Annotated in this window: 21 protein-coding genes; 15 read left to right on the forward strand and 6 right to left on the reverse strand. The window is 45.0% G+C overall.

The features are described 5' to 3' along the window. Nucleotides 1–4 precede the first annotated feature (4 nt). Genes alr through B9G69_RS17415 form a run of 9 tightly spaced genes read left to right on the forward strand, consistent with a single transcriptional unit; the run spans nucleotide 5 to nucleotide 8,588 of the window. Complete coding sequence (gene alr, locus B9G69_RS17375; protein ID WP_088615391.1) at nucleotides 5–1,189, forward strand: alanine racemase; 1,185 nt, start codon at nucleotides 5–7, stop codon at nucleotides 1,187–1,189. Next, on the forward strand, nucleotides 1,186–2,022 hold the full coding sequence (locus tag B9G69_RS17380; RefSeq protein WP_265437872.1) for an MlaE family ABC transporter permease: 837 nt from the start codon (nucleotides 1,186–1,188) through the stop codon (nucleotides 2,020–2,022). The genes alr and B9G69_RS17380 overlap by 4 nt, the downstream gene beginning before the upstream one ends. Then, nucleotides 2,022–2,786 (forward strand): ABC transporter ATP-binding protein, encoded by a 765-nt coding sequence (locus tag B9G69_RS17385; RefSeq protein ID WP_088615389.1) that lies wholly within the window; start codon nucleotides 2,022–2,024, stop codon nucleotides 2,784–2,786. The genes B9G69_RS17380 and B9G69_RS17385 overlap by 1 nt, the downstream gene beginning before the upstream one ends. Further along, entirely contained in the window at nucleotides 2,783–4,150 is a 1,368-nt protein-coding gene (locus tag B9G69_RS17390) for an MlaD family protein (RefSeq protein WP_088615388.1), read from the forward strand. Before B9G69_RS17385 ends, B9G69_RS17390 begins: the two co-directional genes overlap by 4 nt. A 3-nt stretch (nucleotides 4,151–4,153) precedes the next feature. Then, the gene (locus B9G69_RS17395; protein ID WP_088615387.1) at nucleotides 4,154–5,902 is read left to right on the forward strand and encodes a tetratricopeptide repeat protein; all 1,749 of its coding nucleotides are present in this window, start codon (nucleotides 4,154–4,156) and stop codon (nucleotides 5,900–5,902) included. Further along, nucleotides 5,902–6,627, forward strand: coding sequence for a hypothetical protein (locus tag B9G69_RS17400; RefSeq protein WP_088615386.1), 726 nt, complete (start codon nucleotides 5,902–5,904; stop codon nucleotides 6,625–6,627). The genes B9G69_RS17395 and B9G69_RS17400 overlap by 1 nt, the downstream gene beginning before the upstream one ends. Next, nucleotides 6,627–7,589, forward strand: coding sequence for a 3'-5' exoribonuclease YhaM family protein (locus B9G69_RS17405; RefSeq protein ID WP_088615385.1), 963 nt, complete (start codon nucleotides 6,627–6,629; stop codon nucleotides 7,587–7,589). The genes B9G69_RS17400 and B9G69_RS17405 overlap by 1 nt, the downstream gene beginning before the upstream one ends. Beyond that, nucleotides 7,589–8,110, forward strand: coding sequence for a serine O-acetyltransferase (gene cysE / locus B9G69_RS17410; protein ID WP_088615384.1), 522 nt, complete (start codon nucleotides 7,589–7,591; stop codon nucleotides 8,108–8,110). Before B9G69_RS17405 ends, cysE begins: the two co-directional genes overlap by 1 nt. A 19-nt stretch (nucleotides 8,111–8,129) precedes the next feature. Next, nucleotides 8,130–8,588 (forward strand): DUF962 domain-containing protein, encoded by a 459-nt coding sequence (locus tag B9G69_RS17415; RefSeq protein WP_088615383.1) that lies wholly within the window; start codon nucleotides 8,130–8,132, stop codon nucleotides 8,586–8,588. A 325-nt stretch (nucleotides 8,589–8,913) separates the two neighbouring features. Here the strand turns inward: B9G69_RS17415 and B9G69_RS17420 are convergent, their stop codons facing one another. Further along, nucleotides 8,914–9,270: a hypothetical protein gene (locus B9G69_RS17420; protein WP_088615382.1), complete on the reverse strand. Its 357-nt coding sequence runs from the start codon at nucleotides 9,268–9,270 to the stop codon at nucleotides 8,914–8,916. Nucleotides 9,271–9,406: 136 nt separating this feature from the next. On the opposite strand from B9G69_RS17420, the gene rpsD reads away from it, so the two are divergent. Then, the gene (rpsD, locus tag B9G69_RS17425) at nucleotides 9,407–10,033 is read left to right on the forward strand and encodes a 30S ribosomal protein S4 (protein WP_088615381.1); all 627 of its coding nucleotides are present in this window, start codon (nucleotides 9,407–9,409) and stop codon (nucleotides 10,031–10,033) included. A gap of 77 nt (nucleotides 10,034–10,110) precedes the next feature. On the opposite strand, the gene B9G69_RS17430 is transcribed toward rpsD, so the two are convergent. The 4 genes from B9G69_RS17430 to B9G69_RS17445 form a co-directional block, all read right to left on the reverse strand. Beyond that, nucleotides 10,111–10,884: a hypothetical protein gene (locus tag B9G69_RS17430; protein ID WP_141096920.1), complete on the reverse strand. Its 774-nt coding sequence runs from the start codon at nucleotides 10,882–10,884 to the stop codon at nucleotides 10,111–10,113. Between the two features lie 127 nt (nucleotides 10,885–11,011). Further along, entirely contained in the window at nucleotides 11,012–13,558 is a 2,547-nt protein-coding gene (gene hrpB / locus B9G69_RS17435) for an ATP-dependent helicase HrpB (RefSeq protein ID WP_088615379.1), read from the reverse strand. Further along, nucleotides 13,555–14,211, reverse strand: coding sequence for an SAM-dependent methyltransferase (locus tag B9G69_RS17440; protein ID WP_088615378.1), 657 nt, complete (start codon nucleotides 14,209–14,211; stop codon nucleotides 13,555–13,557). The genes hrpB and B9G69_RS17440 overlap by 4 nt, the downstream gene beginning before the upstream one ends. Then, on the reverse strand, nucleotides 14,212–14,940 hold the full coding sequence (locus B9G69_RS17445; RefSeq protein WP_088615377.1) for an HAD family hydrolase: 729 nt from the start codon (nucleotides 14,938–14,940) through the stop codon (nucleotides 14,212–14,214). Nucleotides 14,941–15,028: 88 nt separating this feature from the next. On the opposite strand from B9G69_RS17445, the gene B9G69_RS17450 reads away from it, so the two are divergent. Genes B9G69_RS17450 through B9G69_RS17465 form a run of 4 tightly spaced genes read left to right on the forward strand, consistent with a single transcriptional unit; the run spans nucleotide 15,029 to nucleotide 18,091 of the window. Further along, complete coding sequence (locus tag B9G69_RS17450) at nucleotides 15,029–15,913, forward strand: phosphate/phosphite/phosphonate ABC transporter substrate-binding protein (protein ID WP_088615376.1); 885 nt, start codon at nucleotides 15,029–15,031, stop codon at nucleotides 15,911–15,913. After that, nucleotides 15,910–16,689, forward strand: a complete 780-nt coding sequence (phnC, locus tag B9G69_RS17455) for a phosphonate ABC transporter ATP-binding protein (RefSeq protein ID WP_088615375.1) — start codon at nucleotides 15,910–15,912, stop codon at nucleotides 16,687–16,689. The genes B9G69_RS17450 and phnC overlap by 4 nt, the downstream gene beginning before the upstream one ends. After that, nucleotides 16,667–17,674, forward strand: a complete 1,008-nt coding sequence (phnE, locus tag B9G69_RS17460) for a phosphonate ABC transporter, permease protein PhnE (RefSeq protein WP_088615374.1) — start codon at nucleotides 16,667–16,669, stop codon at nucleotides 17,672–17,674. The genes phnC and phnE overlap by 23 nt, the downstream gene beginning before the upstream one ends. Nucleotides 17,675–17,686: 12 nt before the next feature. Beyond that, nucleotides 17,687–18,091, forward strand: a complete 405-nt coding sequence (locus B9G69_RS17465) for an acyl-CoA thioesterase (protein WP_265437873.1) — start codon at nucleotides 17,687–17,689, stop codon at nucleotides 18,089–18,091. Here the strand turns inward: B9G69_RS17465 and B9G69_RS17470 are convergent. Beyond that, entirely contained in the window at nucleotides 18,009–18,977 is a 969-nt protein-coding gene (locus B9G69_RS17470) for an alpha/beta hydrolase (protein WP_088615372.1), read from the reverse strand. The genes B9G69_RS17465 and B9G69_RS17470 overlap by 83 nt on opposite strands. Nucleotides 18,978–19,283: 306 nt before the next feature. On the opposite strand from B9G69_RS17470, the gene B9G69_RS17475 reads away from it, so the two are divergent. Continuing rightward, a complete protein-coding gene (locus B9G69_RS17475) occupies nucleotides 19,284–20,084 on the forward strand; it encodes a GYF domain-containing protein (RefSeq protein ID WP_088615371.1) in 801 nt (266 codons plus the stop codon). Nucleotides 20,085–20,150 lie beyond the last annotated feature (66 nt).

Consider the following 20,150-nt stretch of genomic DNA (forward strand, 5'->3'; position numbering starts at 1 on the left):
TTCAATGGAAATGTTTCGTAAAACCTTTGCAGAAATTAACTTAGACAACCTGACACATAATATTCGTGTCTTGCAGAAAGCATTTCCGCAAAGATTCCTTTGTCCGATGGTAAAAGCAAACGGCTATGGTCACGGTGACGTGAAGCTTGCTTTGCATTTGGAAAAATTAGGAATTGAAAACCTGGGTGTTTGTTTGATTGAAGAAGGATTGCTTCTTCGTCACAACGGCGTGAAGGCAAATATTTTGGTCTTCCGCGGATTTGATAAAAAGGGTGCAAAAGCGATCATCGAAAATAACATGACAGCCGTCGTAAGTTCTTGGGAGCAAATTGAGGCCCTTGAGCAAGTGGCGGATAAAAAAGTCAGTGTGCATGTGAAGTTTGATACAGGGATGAACCGTTTGGGCTTCCGCACTGAAGAAGCGCAAAAAGTTTTTGATCGTCTTAATAATCACCCAAAAATTGAAGTGAAGGCCGTGTGCACTCACTTATATATCGGTGAAAATGCAGACGAGGTTGATCAGACCAGTGCACATCAATTGCAACGTTTAAATAAAATCTCAGAAATCTTCAAATCGATGAATGTGTTTTGTCATGCATTGAATAGCTCCGGCATTTTGAATCTGATGCAGATGCAAAAGGACGGGGTCAACGACGCCAGTCATCCATTGATGATGCAAAAATGGGGTATCAGACCAGGTCTCATGATTTATGGTTATAGTTCATTGGGACGTCCTGATGTGGGCGACTTGAAGCCGGTGATGACTCTAAAATCTGTAGTGAACACGTTCCGCGATGTGAAAGCCGGGGAAACAGTTTCTTACGGGGCAAGATGGACGGCGAAACGCGACTCGGTCGTAGCCGTTGTTTCGATCGGTTACGGTGACGGTTATCATCGTCTGCTATCTAATCAATCCCATGTTCTGTTTAAAGGACAGAAAGCTCCGATTACAGGGACTGTGTGCATGGATTATTTGATGGTCGATGTCACTGACATCGTTCAAGGTCAGGATCTGAAATCTTTAAATGCTCAAATCGATCAAGAAGTTATTTTGTTCGGGTGGGATAAATCCAATCATTTACTTTCGGCTGATGAGCTGGCGCGAAAAGCTCATACTATATCCTACGAAATGCTTACAAGTGTCGGGGAGCGCGTGCCACGTGTTTATGTGGGCGGGGAGAAACGATGAGTTCTCAAAGTCTTGTGCAAAAATCAGCGATGGTGGTTTCATGGATCGGTGCTTCGGTTATCGATCTCTTTAAAAATCTGATCGAAGAAATCGGCAGAATTATGCTGTTCTTTAATGAAAGCGTCCGACTGATTTTCGCCAAGCCTTCAAGATTCCCTGAAATTATTAAGCACATGGAATTCATCGGAAACCAATCCATCTGGATCATCTGCTTAACAGGTGGCTTTACGGGGTTGGCTTTGTCGATGCAAATCTATCTGGGCTTTAAAATGTTTAATGCTGTGAATATGGTGGGACCGGTTGTTGCTCTGGGGATCACGCGTGAGTTAGGACCCGTGTTGACGGGATTGATCGTGGCTGCCCGTGCGGGTGGTGCGATGGCTGCGCGTTTGGGCACAATGCGTGTGAATGAACAAATCGATGCCCTTGAAGTCATGGGAGTGAATACCAAGCAGTATTTGATTTCCCCGCGATTGATTGCGGCGTTCATATGTATGCCATTATTGACGGCGGTTTTTGACTTCGTTGCCATGATGGGCAGCTGGTTTTTATGTGTGCGAATTGTCCAACTGGATGAAGCGATCTTTTGGCAAAAAATTCGTGACATGATTGAAGTCAAACATATCAATGAAGGTCTTTTCAAAGGTGCCGTGTTTGGAATCTTCTTTGCTTTAATCTGTACCTATCGTGGTTTCAATACAACGGGTGGTGCTAAAGGCGTAGGTGAAGCGACCAATCAGGGCGTCGTTCAGAGCATGGTTATGATTATCGTTCTGGATTATTTCCTGACGAATTTGATCCGCATTTACTACAGTGTGATGGGGATTTCATAATGTTTAAACAGCCTGCGGTACAAATTAAAGATTTGAAAAAGACCTTCGACGGCAACGATTTCATTCTTAAAGGAATCAATTTAGAAATTCCAAAAGGCAGCTTAACCGCCATCATTGGTTTTTCTGGGACTGGTAAAAGTGTGATGTTGAAGCACTTGTTAGGTTTGTATAAACCGACATCTGGTTCCATCGAGGTTTTAGGACAAGATTTAAATCAGATGAGCGAAGACGAGTTGACTCGTTTCCGTCAAAAATTCGGAGTTCTGTTCCAATCGGCAGCTTTGTTTGATGACATGTCGGTATTGGAAAACGTTTGTTTTCCACTGTTTGAACATCGCCGCGATCTGAAGGAATCACAGGTCCTTCGTATAGCCGAAGACAAGCTTCATCAGGTAGGATTAGACCCTAAGCACTACAAAAAACTTCCCAGCCAAATCTCGGGCGGTATGCAGAAAAGGACGGGTCTAGCGCGAGCGCTCGCCCTAGATCCAGAAATTTTGATATACGACGAACCTACTACGGGATTAGATCCCATTCTGACTGAAATGGTTGATAATTTGATACTGGAGACCCATAAGCAACGGAATGGGCAATTGACCTCAATTATGGTATCGCATGATTTGTCCGCCGCGTTTAGAATTGCGGATCATATCGCGATGTTAGATAGTGGCAGGGTTTTGTTATTCGGGACTCCAGAGGACTTCTTCAAAACCGATATTGAATTGGTTAAGAAGTTCGTGAACAAAGGGATGAAACATCAATGAATTGGCTTCGCGCTGCCGAGTTTAAAGTAGGTCTATTAGTGATCGTCGTTGGATCATTGATTGCCGTTATGTCCATGCAGGTGAGCGAAGATCCTTCCTACCTTGGTCGTTCAAAAAAAGCTTGGTTCCTCATTCCAAATGCAGGTGGATTGGTTAAAAACTCAGCCATCCGTTCGGCAGGTATTCCAGTGGGTGTGATCAAAGACATCCGTTTGCAAGATGGCCAGGCTCGCGTTGATATCACTGTAAAATCTGATGTTCCTATGACAACTTCCGCAGCCATCGAAATCAAAGCTCAAGGTATCTTGGGAGATGCGCATATCGAAGTTTACCCAGGCTCTCCCACAGATCCTCCACTTCCAGATAATTCTCAGATCCTAAATGTTAAAGCTGGCGGCTCCCTTGAAAACCTAATGGCTCAAGTGGGTGAAGTGACAGCATCGTTGAAAGTCGTTGCCAAAAACTTGGAAGAGGCCACGTCACAAGACGGCACTCGCAACCATGTTCTGGGTCGTATTGTTAAAAACGTAGAAACTTTGACAAGAGACCTGGCGCAAATGACGACAGAGAACAAAGAAAAGATCGGCGACATCGTGGATGAAGTTCACGATATCACGAGCAGTCTGCGTGAGGTTATGACAGACAACAGCGATACAGGGATTAAAAAAACTTGGGCTCGCTTGTCTCAAACCATGAAGAACCTGGATGAAATCACCGGTAAGATTAATCGCGGTGAAGGTACGATTGGTAAACTTATCAGCGATGAAGCGACTGCTGAAAAAGTTGAAAACGCGATCGACGGTGTCAATGACATGATCGGTGGTGCAAACCGTATCGAAACGGCCTTCGATTTCAAAACAGAATACTTGGGTGAAGTTGGAAATTGGAAAACCACTGTGGGTGTAAAGATTCAACCTGGTTTGGATCGTTATTATTACCTAGCCGTTGTGGATGATCCGGTGGGTGTCGTGGAAACGACCCGCTTCCAATACTCTGGAACTCCTCCGCAAAATTCCGGCGAATACTACGAAAAGAAAACTTACGAAAACAAATTGAAATTCACATTGTTGTTCGCCAAAAACTTTTGGGATCTCACTCTTAAAGGGGGTGTGATTGAAAACGGTGGCGGCTTCGGCGTGGATTATTACTTCTTCCGTCGTAAAATGCGTGCGACTGTAGAAGCCTTCGACTTTACTCGTACAAATTTGCGCGGTTCTTTGAGCTATTTCTTCTATCGCGGACTTTATGTGAATGCCGGATGGAATGATGCGTTCAATAAAAACGATGCAAGCTCTGGCTTCGTGGGTGGCGGTCTATATTTGACCAACGACGACTTAAAACTGCTCCTCACGAAGGGGCTATAAAGTATGTCGGTTGAGGTTTCAAATACAGATAAAGTATGGCTGATTAAATCCTCAACCAGGATTTTAGGGCCCTTTTCTGTAGACGAAGTTGCGATCCTTTTAAAATCTCGCCAAGTTTCAATTATCGATGAAATCCGTCTTCCTTCGGGCCGATGGAGTTATATTCGTGAAAACCAACGTTTTATGGACATCGTTCGTGCCATTCGTGAAGAGCAAGACAACTCTCCCGAAAACACGATGACTCAATCGATACCCCATAATACGAATTTCACTAAAACAGAACCTACGGGTGATTCCTACGAACAAACTATTACCCCGACACCGACAATGCCTCCTCAAATGAAGGATGTTTCAGCGGCTTCAGAAAGACCTGTGAACAGATCTTCGATTCCAGCTGCGGGGGTTAGCTATGGAACGTCCAATGATGCCCGTGTGCAAGATAAAATTCGTCAGCAGTCTAATGTCCTTCGTTGGGGCGTGATTGGCCTGGCTGCGATTGCGGTGGTTGCTATTTACGTAACTCTTGGAAACCGAGATGCTGCTCACTCTGGAAATTATGACGAGCTAATCTCTCGCGCGATTCGATATAAAAGTGTAGGCCTTTACGAGAAATCTTTGGCTTCTTACAAAGCCGCCGCTTCCATGAAGGAGCCTGATTTGGATACTCAAATCCAAATGGCTCCAGTAATGATTTCTGAAGATCGCCAAACTTTGCAGGGACGTCGAATTTTAGAAAAAGCCATTGTCCAAGAAAGTCGTCAGCGTTCTGAATTAGTCGATGCTTATTTAGGTATCGCTGTTTCCTATATGATGGACGGCGACCTTAAAGAGGCCGAAAATACTTTGCAAAAAGCGATCGGTCACGAGCCCTTTAACATAGCAGCTCGTTTAAACTTGGCTATCGTTGAAATGAAAAAAGGGAACTATAAAGAGGCCATGCACAAGTTCGAGCATGTGTTGTCAAAAGAACCTTACAATGTGATGGCGTTGTATGGTCGCTCGATGGCGGCTATGGAAGTGGCCAAGCATTCTTCTGATCTTGGATTTTTAAAACCGTTGGTTTCTGATCTGCAAACCGCTTTGACTAAAACTCATTTGTTGCGTCAGGAACTGAGCCTCTTCATGATCTATGCCTATAATTTGCTAGGTGATGTCGATGCGATGAACCAAGCAATCGTGAAGTTTTTAAGTGAGCCACCCGCGACATCAACATTGTACACTCATTCGTTGAGCGTTGATTGGCGCTTTACTCAGTGGGATTACTTGGAAAAATACTGCGCTGAAGTTTACAGCAAAAGCGTTCCATCGGCAGAACTAAAAGCCGTTCGTGCATCGTGTTTGATGGAAGTCAATCGCGACACAGATGCAGACAAATTATTGCGTGAAGCAGTGACGGAAGGCCCAAGAGATCCTTATGTTCTGGTTGCACAGGCTGCTTATTTGAAAAAGACGGGCCGTGCGCCAGAAGCTTTAGCCGTATTGAAAATGCCTGAACTTATGACCTTGCCAGTTCGGGATCGTATGATGGGTGATATTTGTGTCACGACTCACGACGTGAATTGTGCGCAAACGGCCTTCACAAAATTGTACGAAAGAAATAACACAAGCGCCCCGGCACTTTATGGTTTGGCGTGGGTGGTAATAAAACGTAAAGATCGCAATGCCGCTTATAATTATGTCCGGGCGGGCCTGCAATCAGAACCCACTTTCATACCTCTGTTAGAGATGAGGGACCAACTGGAGGCTGATTAATGAATCAGCCTTTTGTGCTTTTCATCCTGAGTGGCTTATTAGTTTTGAGCGGTTGTTCAAAAGATCCGGGCTATCATCGCGAAGAATATAAAACGATTAAATTCGAAGATGTTCCTCCTGATTTGAAAATTCCCACAAAGGCGTGGGAGTTGCTTTCTTTCAAAGAGATCGCGGCACACAGTGATGAGCACGGAGAGAAAAAAGAAGGCAGCGGTGAGGGCGGTCACGGCGGTGGCGGCGAAGGCGGCGAGAAAAAAGGTGGGGCAAAGGAAATCGTATTTTCCGATGTAACCGTTTTCTTGGTTGATAAAAATCCCGGCATCTTAAAACAAGAAGCTTTGAAATTCGAACTGCCTCGTGGTGGTGGCGAAATCAACCTCTCTGAATATTTGAGTGAACGTCAGGGTTCATTTTACGTCGGCTTTGAATTTCCAGCTTTTACCGAGGCCAAGCAGTCAAAGGTTCTTTTCGTCAGCCGGGCACGCAAACGTCGCTTGGGCGAATCCGTGTACGGAGCTGGATGCAATCAAGTTTTAGATATCACAACGAAGTTCAACCTAGCGATGCAAAAGGAAGGCCTTAAGGTCAATACAACTCGCGAAAGGCACTTAAGCGTGTTGGGTGGAACGTTCTTGTTTTCAGCCGAAAAAGGCGACACGATTTACGTGGCACAAGTTTCCTTCGTAGATCCAGAGCACAAAAACCTTTTCTGTGAGGCGCCCTGATGGATAAAAAAACGATTCAGAGTCTGCAAGACAAGGACCCTGTCGATTCTCTTTTCTTAGTAAAAGAAAAAACGGTGGGCATCGGTAAGAACGGCCGTGCATTTATGGGCCTGCAATTAGGGGATGCCACAGGAACAATCGACGCTCGTCTGTGGGACCGCGTGGAAGAGTTATCTCGTCAGTTCGAAACTGGCGACATTCTTAAAATCAAAGGTCAGATTCAGTTGTTTCAAAATCGCAAGCAATTGGTGATTCATCGTCTTGAAAAGGTCGACAGTTCCACTGTGAACTTCGAAGACTTTATTCCTAAGGCATCCCAAGACACTGAGGACATGTTTGCACAACTCATTCACTTGGTGCGCAGCATGCGCAATGATCACTTAAAGCAATTGGTTTTAGACACTTTGGAAGATCCAGAAATCCGCCCCCGCGTTTTGCGTGCTCCGGCCGCAAAATCCATTCACCACGCGTGGGTGGGAGGATTGCTGGAACACATTCTTTCAATATGCAAAATCATGGATTTCATGGGAACGCATTACCCGTTCTTGAATCGTGATTTGTTGCTTTTCGGTGCCATATTTCATGATATCGGAAAAATTTGGGAGCTTTCTTATGATAACGGAGTCTCCTATACGGATCGCGGTCGTCTCTTGGGACATATGCAGATTGCCTGTGAATTAATAGATAAAAAATCTGCTCGCATCCTGGGATTTAGTGAAGAGTTGCGGGATATTTGTAAGCATATAATCTTGAGTCATCATGGTAAGTTGGAGTACGGTTCTCCCAAGCGTCCAAAGTTTTTGGAAGCAATGTTGATCGCGATGGTTGATGATCTTGACAGTAAAGTCGCGACTTTGAAAACCATTATCGATGGAGAGCGCGCCTCTGGCGAAAAGTGGTCTCGTTATAACGAGCTTTTTGATCGCTATTTCCTGCTTGATGATTTGAATGAGAAATATTGATGTTTGATTTATGGAAGCGCTTTAAATCTTTATTAGACACCTACAAAGCTTACGATCCAGCGGCGAAATCGTTATGGGAAATCGCTTTGTTGTATCCGGGACCTAAGGCGTTGGTGATGCATCGTTTGGCGCATGTTTTATACAAGGCTCATTTCTATTTTCTGGCGCGCTTGGTGGCCGAGCTTTCACGATGGATGACCGGTATCGAAATTCACCCGGGCGCGACGTTGGGACATCGTTTGGTTATCGATCATGGTTTTGGCGTTGTAATCGGTGAAACGGCGATCGTCGGCGATGACTGCATTATCTTTCATGGTGTCACGTTAGGTGGCATTAAATTCGATCCCGTGAAACGCCATCCTACAGTGGGTAACAAAGTGATGATTGGAACGGGAGCAAAAATCCTGGGACCTATCAACATTGGTGACGGTGCCATGATTGGTGCAAATTCCGTGGTGGTCAAAGATGTTCCAGCTGGTGCCACGATGGTTGCACCTCTTGCAGGTCAGTTAAAGTCCTAAGCGCCAACAAGGAGTTCGAATGAGATCATTGGAATCCTGGTTTTCAGAATACAGCGAGAGTCATCAAAACCGAAAAAACAAAATCATTCATAAAATCTGCGTTCCCCTGATCTTCTTTACAGTCGTGGGTTTGCTGCTGCAGATCCCAGTTCAGATGGGACCAGTCCGTTTGGGAGAGGCGTTTATCGCCTTGGCATTAGGATGGTACTCAACTCTGGGGCCTAAACCGTTCGTGATTATGATCGGGCAGTTGGTAATCTGCTATGTCTTGTTGTACTTGCTGGGTATGGCTCTTCACCCGCAGTGGCCTTGGCTGATCGGCCTTTTCGTAGTGGCTTGGATTGGACAGTTTTATGGTCACCAGCTTGAGGGCAAGCGGCCTTCATTTCTAAAAGATCTTCAATTCCTGCTGATAGGACCCTTGTGGGTTTTAAAGGATGTTTTCTTTAAAGAGCAAAAAAAAAGCCCTCCGCTTTAGGGAGGGCCTTTGAGCCTACTTACCAAGCGGCAAGGCGGCGGCGACGGTTTTTCTTACGGACCGGAGTAGCAGTACTTGTACTTTCCAGTTGTGTATTGGCCGTAGGAGCCGTTTCTAATTCTACCTGTTTCATAGCCGAACTCCTTTCGTGCTAGTTTCAGTCACTCAAGCCGATTTGGCCCAAGTGGTTTAGGTACTCCTCCATTGTCTCAGAGCCACAGAGCGTCAAGCGACATCTTTAATATTAGTTTTCGATCATGAAACCGAAATGCAAATGGCCGACAGCCTATTGCAATAGGCTGTGATTCATGGCGTCATATAGGGCTTATTTTACACAGGTGGCTTCACTAAAAACGCGATAATCACCCTTATTTTCGGCAACCGACCACTTTCCTTCTTTGCGAATCAGAATTCGGGGGATGCCCGCCAAAGAGGACATGGGAACCCAACCTTCTTGGAGATCGGCATCCATGGCGTGTAGCTGTTTTCGGGAGCCGTCCTTATTTTGCTCGATCAGCTCCAGCAAACCCTGCTGCTTGAGGGCCGAGTTTTCTTGGATGGTGATGCTTTTTAAGTCAGGCTGCTCGATATTTTTGCAGTAGAGAAGCGTCTTGGTCCTGGCTTGCGTTAGCGCAGGAACCGATAAAATCGATATGACGGTAAGTTTTGTAAGACGCTTCATGGAGGTTGCATTAGCAAAGGGTTTGTGGAATGTTGAGTGAAAATCACGACATATGGAAATACGACAAGGACTGACGTAATACCGGTGTTGTTAGGTTATACCGCGGCAAAAAAGTATAACATAAGGATTTATAAGTATGAAAAGAACAGGTAAAGAAGCTCGCTTCAAAAAACAACGTCGTCTTATGACTGAACTACCAGGCTTGGGTAAAGCTGGTGCTTTGGAAAGAAGACCATATCCTCCAGGTCAACACGGTCAACGCCGTCGTAAGTACTCTGAGTTCGGTTTGCAACTTGAAGAAAAACAAAAAGTTCGCATCCACTACGGACTACGTGAAGAGCAATTCCGCCGTATCATCGGTAAAGCTCAAAAATCTTCTAACACGAACTGGGTTGAGTCTTTGGTAAACCTTTTGGAAAAACGTTTGGATAACGTTGTATTCCGTCTTGGTTTTGCACAATCTATCCCTGCAGCAAAACAATTGGTATCTCACGGTAAAGTTTTGTTGAACGGTAAGAAAGTAAACATCGCTTCTCAAATCATCAAAGTTGGTGACGTAGTTTCTTTGAAACCAGAAGCATACACTAACCAAGTATACATGGCTGCTAAACAAGCTCCTCGTCTTCCACTTCCTTCTTTCATGACTAAAGAAGAAAAAGGTGGCGTTGAGACTGGCCGCTTGATCGATGAACCAAACATGGAAGCAGTTCCATTCTCATTCGATCCAGGTCTAGTGATCTCTTACTACTCTCTTCGTGGCTAATCCTACGGATCAGAAAAGTAAAATTGAAAAGGGAGCTTTCGAGCTCCCTTTTTTTATGTCCGAATTGTTCTTCGAACTTAGTGTTGGGCTTTTTGTTTTTTTGAGTCGTCGTTCTTCGACATTAGAACCACCGCCAAAACCGTTCCGGTCAATACCAAGCCTGTGGCGACAACGCCGTATTTTACCACCGCTTCGTCGCGCAGAGTTTTGCTGGATTGGCGCACTCGTCTCATGGTGTTTTCGAATTCAAACTTTCCGATATAATAAATTTCAAAAGGCACAACGTTGCCAGCTCCATCACGCAGTCCATTTTTAAAGATCGCTTGAGCCATCTCATAAGGGGAGTAGTACTTCGACTTGTTGTCGCCGATATAAAGATCCCCAGCTTTCGCCATGGCTTCACAGGCGGTCTTAGCGCAACTAATGCCGTAGGTATCATCCATCTTTTTTAAGACATCGTTGTTAAGAGACGTCTTTTTAACTTTGATCACGATGCCGGTTTCAAGCTCGGCCATATGATCATGAACGGTGGTTTTCTGACCCAAGAGTGTGCCGTCCACACGAACCTTCCCATTCACCAAATAGGCGTGACCAAAGGGCGCGATACCCAATAAAAGATCGTCAGTTTTTCCAAGGACTTCTTCGACTGTAAATTCGCGTTTGTCAGTGTGGACGTGACGATAGGTAATATTCACGCCGGGTGCGGCTTCCGCATATCTTTGCTCAAATTCAGGGAGGTTGTTAAAAACATTTTCGCAGGTGCTTGTGGCGTGGGCCAGGGAGCTGGAAATGGAAAGAACTCCCACCATGAGCCAAGACGTAAACCTGATGTTCTTTCTCAATACCAACAAGGGGTCTCCCTTTTGCGCATCCCCTGTATAGGCGTTAGACAGCCGAAGCCCTTCAAATCGAAGGATTTCGCTCTTAGGATTCGCTTAGTTTCTGGTTTTATAGAGAGCAACAGCCGGGCCAAATTTTTTACTGGCGACGGCGGCCTTTTGCCTCGGGAGTACCATCAGCAGGGTCTTCCGGCCACTGGTGTTTTGGGTACTTGATTCGCAGTTCTTTGCGCACTTCTTGGTAGCCGTTTTTCCAAAAACTTTCCAGATTGGCAGTCACTTGCACAGGACGGAAATTGGGGCCCAACAGGTGAAATGTCAGAGGTGTTTTTCCAAATAAAACCTTTGGTGTTTCCATCATTCCAAAGACCTCTTGGATGCGCACTTCAAGGTACGGGGCTTTATCAGAGGGATAGATAACTTTAATGTGGCTGCCGCTGGGAACCGTGATGCGGGCAGGAAGTTCCTTATTCAGCGCACGAATAAATTCAGGGGGAAATACATTTTCAAAAAAGAAAACGAGATCTTTGTCAAAGACGGCCTGCAGTTTCTTTTCCCCCATGCTGGCTTGAGCGAAAGCTTCCAGCTTCCACTCGCTCATCTGTGATTCTGTCAGTTCAATCTCAGACGTGATCGTACCGTTTTCAGTGTGACGACGCCAGAACTCTACACGCTCCCACCACTCAGCGAGTTTTTCATTGTTCTTAAGAACCAGCTCCCATTTTTCTACAAGGACTTGAGGAAGTTTTGCTTCAACTTCATCAGGGGATGCAGGCAATAAAGAGGGTTCCTCCAGTGGCAATCCAAAAAGAGATTTGTATTCACGAACAAAAAACTGACCTTTTTCTTCAATGAAAGTGAGATCGCGGTTTTTTTGAATCTCTTCTTTAAAGTGAGAAAGAATGAATTCCTTCGAAAATCCACAGGCAAGGCTTACGATGGTTTCTGCATCGCTGCTGCCTTCAACGCCATTAAGGGCGACAAAAAAGTCAGACGTTTTCACCAAAGAATCCTGTTGCAGCTTTACTCCACGGCCTCCGACCATCAGGGCACGATCTGATTGACCACGGCGACGGCACAAGCGATCTGGAAAGGCGCGCAGTAAAAGCGTGCGCATTTCTGTTTCTTGCGATTCGGGTTTGGTGTTTTTCGCAGGCCCCAGTTTTTTTGCCAAAGATAAAATTTGCGACGCTGATTGTGAAACCGTTTGTAAGGCGATAAATCCCGCTTCGCGGGGAGCTTTACCGGATTTTTTGAACTGTTGAAGCAGTTCCAGGCGAACGGTCAGATCGCATTCTGTTTTGTCGCCCAGAAAAGAACTGACAGATTCACGACGAATGAAATCACGCTCCTGAAGAATGGCAGCAAGCTCCGATCCTAATTCAAGAGAGTTTCTTTCTGCCGCAACCAACATAAGTTTGGCTAAGCGTACGGGCAAAGGAAAGTGCAGAATTTTTCTGCCAAGGTCAGTGATTTTACCGTTGCTATCCAAAGCTCCTGATAGTTTTAAATATTGCGTGGCTTTTTCGATGGCAACAGGGGCCGGTTTTTCGAACCACGAGAACTTTTGAAAATCACTTACTCCTTGAGCCGCCAGAAACAACAGGCTTTCTGTTAAATCCACGCGTTGGATCTCGGCCACTTCGCTTTTTAAAAACGAATGCTCATCAATCTTGGTCCACATCTTATACGCAAAACCAGGGAATTGACGGGCGGCGCGACCTGCGCGTTGAATTGCGCTCGATAAACTGATTCGACCTAATTCAAGACGAGAAAATCCCGTGCGATAATCTTGCTTCATATTTTTAGCAAGACCCGTGTCGATCACAGTATTTACGCCGTCCAAGGTCACTGAGGACTCCGCGATATTTGTGGAAAGAATAATTCTTTGACGAGGCCCTCTTTGCAAAGCTTTGCGTTGGTCTTCCAAATTAAGTGAACCATGCAGTGGAATCAGATCAATATTTCTTCCCGCAGCCCAGTCTTCTAAGACGTTCTTAGCACGTTCGATTTCACCCACGCCTGGAAGGAATACTAAAACATCTTTATCAGTTTTGCCGGCGGCCTCGCGAACAAGTTGCGCCAAGCTGTCAAAGAACGAAGGAAAGGTTTGTAAAACCTGGGAATTCTTTTGATAGATAATTTCCAAATCAAAGAGTTTTCCTGGAACGCTGACGATGGGGGAGTGCCCCAGATAGGCAGATATTTTTTCTGCCTCCAGAGTTGCGGACATCACCAAAAGTTTGATATCGCGACCTAGCTCTTGCAGCTCGCGAATCAGCCCCAGGGAAAGATCCACGTGCAAAGAACGTTCATGGAATTCATCCAGAATAATTAAATCGACATCAGATAATTCGGGATCGTCCAACATTTGCCGCGCTAAAAGCGCTTCGGTCATAAAAATCAAACGTGTTTTATCGGAGGTTTTATTGGCAAAGCGAACTTGATAGCCGACTTCTTCACCGATGTTCCAACCGTTTTCTTCAGCGATACGATGGGCTGCTGCAATCGCAGCCATACGACGAGGCTCCAGAACGATGATCTTACCTTTTACGATATCAAGCAGGGCGGGTGGCAGGCGCGTGGTTTTACCTGCGCCCGGTGCCGCCGTCAAAACCAGATTCTGACCTCGCAGCATCTGATCTTTGATAGAAGGTATAAAATCATCAACTGGAAGATGGCTCATACAGGATAAACAAGAAGCATGAACTCTGCTTTTTCGAATGGAACGTTTTTTGCAATTTGATCGATGGTGCCTTCAAGATTGAGTTCGTTTTCTTGAGACAAATTTAAAGATAAAAGCATACGGCGTGATGGGAAATGCGTTTGCATGTCGGCGATCATTTTTTTCAAGCGATAGGGAGTATCCATTAAAATGATAGCGCGTTTTTCTTTGGTCAATTCTCGCAAAGCTTTACCACGAGCTTCCGTTTCTGCAGGAACAAATCCGCGGAATACAAACTCGTCCAAACGTTGACCGCTTAGGGACAGCAGACCCATCAACGCGGAAGCACCCAATACTGATTTAACTTCGATATTTTTTTGACGGCACAGGCGAACCAAGTCAGCACCCGGATCACAAAATCCAGGAGTTCCGCAGTCCGTGACCAGGGCCACCATTTTTTGTTGGCAGATTGGAACCAGCGCAGCCTTGTCATCAGGAGTGGAGTGTTCATCCAAAACCTCATAGGATTTTCCAGTGATACCGTGAGCCCGCAAAAGTTTAGAAGCTTCCTTCGTACTTTCACAGATAACAACTTCGCAGTCCTTTAGGATTTGCAAAGCGCGTAGAGATATCTCACTGGTATCACCGATCGGTGTCGCTACAAGGTACAACATCTAAGAGTTCCTTTGATTCAAAACAAAATTCATAATTCTTGGAAGGTCAGGAGGTGGTTCTGCCTTGCCAGAGTGGGTGCTGTCAAAAAAAATACTTTCGACATGTGGGCATTTTGCTCCCATCAGGTTTAGAATCACCGGCTCGTTGTCGAAAAAGAAAACTTTTGCATAGTGTTTGCGAGAATCTGCCAGAAACCAGTCGGTTTTATATTCAGCATCGTCCATGGACTTATCGGGCTTCACATAAAGCACCGAGCGTTCATTCAAAGGCAAATTCCATTGTTTCAATTGTGCCGTGGTTCCCGGCTCCATGCGATGCACATCGCGGCCCGTAAGATACGCAACATCCGCACCTGCTTTTAGTACCAGATGTACGTAATCCAAAGCGCCTTCGTTGGGCCTGTCGAATTTCAAATACTCATTTGAAAAGAAATTCTTTTTCCAATACGTGGCTACGGCTTCTTGAAATTCAGGATGATGTCCATCCAACCCAGCTCTTTGCAATGCATTGGTGAATCCCCAATCCGTGTGTGCTGTTTTAATTTTGTTAAAACAAGCCACTTGCTCAGGAAAACGCTTTTGATTTTCAGGCTCTGCGGCGAAATCCATCAAGATCTTTTCAATACGAGGGCTGACATCAAATAAAGTCGAGTCCAAGTCGAAAACAACGAGGCATTTTTTACCCTCGGAAACTAGTCTCTGAATGTTGACAAGGATTTGATCGATCATGGGGCCATCGTAGCTGTTAGGGTCCAGTTAAGGCAAAGACTTTGTTAACAGTGAACAAGTCCTTTTATAGAATGTTCGTGGGGGTTGAATGAAGCTTCTTTTATTTTTGTGCGTCTTTAGTATTGCTGGCTGTAATCTCAAAAAAGCTGCTTTGGGAACTGCAGAAAATCCAATTAAATTTCATCTGGTGCCTTCTGTGGATGCCAGAGTGCTTGCAGATAATTCCAAACTTTTAAAAGAGTACTTAGAAAAATCAACGCCCTATAAATTCGAAATCACTATTCCTCAATCCTTCGTCGCTGTTGTGGAATCATTCGGAACGAGCAGAGCTGATGTGGCCGCAATAAATACCTACGGTTACTATATGGCGCACAAATCTTACGGTGTCGAAGCCAGATTAACAGTTATTCGCTATGGATTAGGAACTTACCAGTCTCAATTCCTAGCTCGCAGCTCAAGTGGCATTAAATCTCTTAAAGACTTCCAGAGTAAAAAGATGGCCTTCGTAGACCCTGCATCGATGTCTGGATACCTTCTGCCGCTGAAAACTTTGAAAGATAAAAAGATTGAGCCCAAAGAAACTGTGTTTGCTATGAATCACGATGCCGTTGTGTCGATGATTTATCAGGGGCAAGTCGACGGGGGGGCCACTTACTACAGTCCTCCACAAGAGGGACAAATCGAAGACGCACGTCGTTTGGTAAAGATGCAGTATCCTGACGTTGAACAAAAAGTAAAAATTGTAGAACTGTCCGAACCAATTCCCAATGATCCTATCGTGTTTCGTAAGGACATGCCTGAGGCGATGAAAGAAAAAATCATCGATGTGTTATTGCAGTGGGTAGCAACTCCTGAGGGACGAAAATCTTTGGATTTGATGTTGGGTGCAACTAATTTAAAGAAATCCACCGATGCAGACTATGACAGTGTCCGGGAAATGCTTAAACAAATGCTTCCAGCGGAAAAACAATGAGTGTCCCATTTCTTTCGGTTAAAAATTTAAACAAAACTTATCCCAACGGGATGCAGGCGCTTCGTGGCGTAAGCTTTGATGTTCACAAGGGCGAATTCTTAGTGGTTATTGGCTTAAGTGGATCCGGCAAATCTACGCTGATGCGTTGTCTGAATCGGTTGCAGGCCCCCACTAGCGGAGAAATCGTTTTCGATGGCACCGACATCGGTAAGCTTCATAAGGTGGAGCAGATCCGCTTATTACGGCGTAAGATGGGGATGATCTTTCAACATTTCAATTTGATTCCTCGTCAAAGCGTCTTGAAAAATGTTTTGATGGGAATTTTGGGAACAAAAAAAACGTTGCCGAGCTTATTCGGAATGTTTTCGTCACAAGAAAGAGCCGAGGCACTTAAGAACTTAAAGCTAGTCGGTATATCTGAAAAAGCCCATCTGCGTGCAGATCAGTTATCGGGAGGACAAAAGCAGCGGGTGGCGATTGCTCGTGCTCTGATGCAGAGTCCTTCCTTGTTGCTGGCAGATGAGCCTGTGGCTTCCTTAGACCCGGCGACATGTCATGTGGTCATGGATTATCTTAAAAAGATTAATCAAGAGATGGGGCTTACCGTCGTGGCCAATCTGCATTTTCTTTCCTTAGTCAGAAAATATGCAACGCGTGTGATTGCCTTAAAAGATGGTGAGATAGTTTTTCAAGGTAAACCTGAAGAGATCACCCAGGAATGGTTTCAGAAAATTTATGGAGAAGGGACTCAAGATGTTGCGCCGGATATTTTTTGATGCCTTCAGCGCCGCTTTTTTGCTTTGTTCAGCAACGGTCGCACTTTTCATATCAAACGAAGATCAACTTTTGAACTTAAGCAATGACCTGCTTTATGTAAGCATCTTTTTGCTTATCGGTGTGGCGCTGGCCTGGGGTCTTAATCGATCTCGGGTTCGAACTCTGGGTGGATTGTTATTTGATCACACTCCGCCTAAAGAGCAATCATCATGGTACTGCAGCTTTTGGGGCTGGCAGCTGGTCGTTTTACTGCTGGTTTCTTTTGCGGTCGCACTGGTAAAGACCGAGTTTTCTTTAATAGAGCTTTTGGACCAAAATGGATTTGCTGGAGCCGTTAGATTATTCAAAGGACTTTTCAATCCCAATTGGGAAGTTTTGCCCAGAGCTGTTTTGAATATTATCGAAACCATCTTTATGGCATTCTTAGCAACAAGCATTGCGATTCCATTTGCGTTTGTCTTAAGTTTTTTCTGTGCGAAAAATATCATGCGCGGACCGGTCGCTTATGCCTTTTATCTGGCCTTAAGAACTTTTTTAAACGTTACAAGATCCATCGAGGCTTTGATTTGGGCGATCATTTTTTCTGTGTGGGTCGGAATAGGTCCTTTCGCAGGAATGCTCGCCTTAATGATTCATTCTGTGGCCTCCTTAGCAAAACAATATTCTGAAATGGTAGAAGCGGTGGAAGACGGCCCCATCGAAGCAATTGAATCAACGGGGGCCAACAAACTGCAAACGGTCTGGTATGCGATTGTCCCTCAAGTGGTTCTGCCGTATATTTCATTTACAGTCTATCGATGGGATATCAATGTGCGCATGGCAACAGTGATTGGTCTTGTCGGAGGCGGTGGGATTGGCACTATGCTAATTCAGTATCAAGGACAAGCGATGTGGCGCGAAGTGGGATGTATCATTGCCGTGATTGCGGTGGTGGTTTGGGCTCTAGATCTTGCCTCTGCTCATATTCGAGAAGCCTTGAAATAGAAAGAGGACATCATGGGTGAATTTGGTTCTTATAAAGTTTTGATTCGTGAACCGCATATTGATTCTTATGGGCACGTGAACAATGCGATGTACTTATCCCTCTATGAGGAAGCCCGTTGGGAAGCTATCACGCCGCGTGGGTTTGGCTTTCATGATGTTCATCGCCTGCAACAAGGCCCGGTGATTCTAGAAGTAAACATCAAGTTTATGAAAGAGATCAAACTTCGCGAAACAATCACCATCACTTCTAGCATTCTTGATTATGAAGGCAAGATTGGTCACATGAAGCAACAGATGATCAAAGATGATGGATCTGTTGCCAGTGAAGCGGTTTTTACATTTGGTCTGTTTGATCTGAAAGCACGTAAGATGATTCTTCCAACTCCGGAATGGAAGAAAGCTTGCGGTCTGGAATAGAATCGTGATTCAGGTGATTTATCATCGCAGCGGTCATCTGCTGCCATCGTGTTCGGCCAACGGACGCAGGATCAATCATCATATGGTGAAATAAAGAACGCCAGCTGAATGGTCTTTTACGCACGATAAATGGAGTCCATCGGTCCAATTTGTGGACGGCCATGTAAGTGCGCAATCCCGAAGGACTTATCAACTCATCTCGGGGATCGTAAAATAATAGAGTGGGTACATTGATAGCTCGAGGGTTTGTGTGCTTGGCGACAAAGTCAGCAATCTTAAATGTCGCTAGATAAGCTGAAACCGGGGTTCCGATTGAATTCGCCGAATAGTTTTCTCTTTTAGTCAGATTAGGAATGATCGTAAGCGGATTTAACGTATTTAAAATTCTTAAAATAAACGGAGTTCTGCGAATGGAAAGAGCGGGTGCAAACAGCACCATCTTATCATATCGAACCTGATTATATTTGCTCGCAACAGCGACCCCCATCACTCCACCTAAAGAGTAACCTACATAATAAAGTGGCATGCCATAACGGTCCGCTCTTTCATTAGCAAGGCAGTACGCACGTAGCGTATCCCGCTCCCACATGTCTGCTGTCACAATCTTAAAGATATTAATATTGTTATTGTGACCAGCCAGCTGCAGACGTAATACATCCACGCCATCGTTGCGTAAGACATCTTCGATAGTCGACATACGTAGCGGATTCACGTTGAGACCATGAACGACGATCGCGACGCCTCGGGCGGGCTGATAGGGGGACAAGCGCCAGGTCGTGTGAGAGTCGCTTCCCTTCAGCAGTGCGGGACAAGTACCGGCGAATGTCTCAAAAGGCAGAAAACTAAAGAATGATAATGACAGTGTGAAAAGGAGCGCTTTTCCCATGTTTCAATTCCCCCAAAGAATTTGCATCTAAGATTAATCCTAAGGAAAGGAACCAAAAAATTTAATGAGTCAGAATATGTATTCTGAGCGTCTAGGTTAGATGGAACCGGCCCTTGGGCTGGTTGGATGATCGCTGTTTCATTTGGAGAAACACGAAATCCTATTTATTGTCTATTAGATCCCATTGGACATTGTGCAAAAGTTCGACGAAAAATCCCGGAACAAATTTGTTTAAATTGTCTAATATCCGACAGTTAAGTCATAAGTTTTTTGCGCCGATACTTTAATCCAAGGAGCACTGAACAAATGGGAAAACAGTATTATCTATCGAACAACGGCACTCATATTGGACCTTACTCTTTGGAAGTTGTCCTACAGAAAATCGAATCCCATGAGCACCAATGGACGGATTATGTCTATGATGAAACGATCGGTGACTGGGTTATGTTAATGGAGCATCCTGAATTTTCAGCGAAAGTTTCAACAAAACCGGCAGCTCGACCAGACGCAGTTCCTTCTAAACAGGAGGCTGGCGCTGAGACTATGAAGGATAAAGAATGGTTTATCCTGAAAGAAGGCAATAATTACGGTCCTTTTTCTCCAGTTGAAGTTGTCCAAATGCTTCAAGAAAAGACTCTATTTGAATACGACTATATCTGGCACTCGCGCATGGCTAATTGGTCTCGCGTAGCTGAAGTGGAAGAATTTTCTCCAGATAAAATCCGCGCGATGAAACAATCTTCTGACACAGGTTTAGCAGAAATCTTTTTCCGTCGTCGCCATGCTCGCGCTGCTTACGGTGCAAGTTTGATCGTTCATAACAACAAAACAGTATTCCGTGGACAAGCACTGGAAATCAGTGCAGGTGGTGCGGGCGTGATGATTGATAACCCAAATTTGCAGCCAGGCCAGTCCTTGTTCCTGCATTTCCAACCAGGCGACGGTGTTCCACCGTTCAATGCTGTCTGCCAAATCGTAAGCAAACAGTTCATCAAAGATTTAGCTCCAAGAGGAACAGACGCAGTAAGATACGGCGTAAAATTCACGACGGTAAGTCAATCGGTACGTGAGAGTATTAAAAACTTCACGACGGCTAAGGCCGCTTAACAGCAAGTAAGGTCGGCACTCCGACGAGGTCGGCCTGCTGATTTTTAAGATTTAAATAACAGTGGC

The organism is Bdellovibrio sp. SKB1291214 (assembly GCF_002209355.2).
Taxonomy (GTDB): Bacteria; Bdellovibrionota; Bdellovibrionia; order Bdellovibrionales; family Bdellovibrionaceae; genus Bdellovibrio.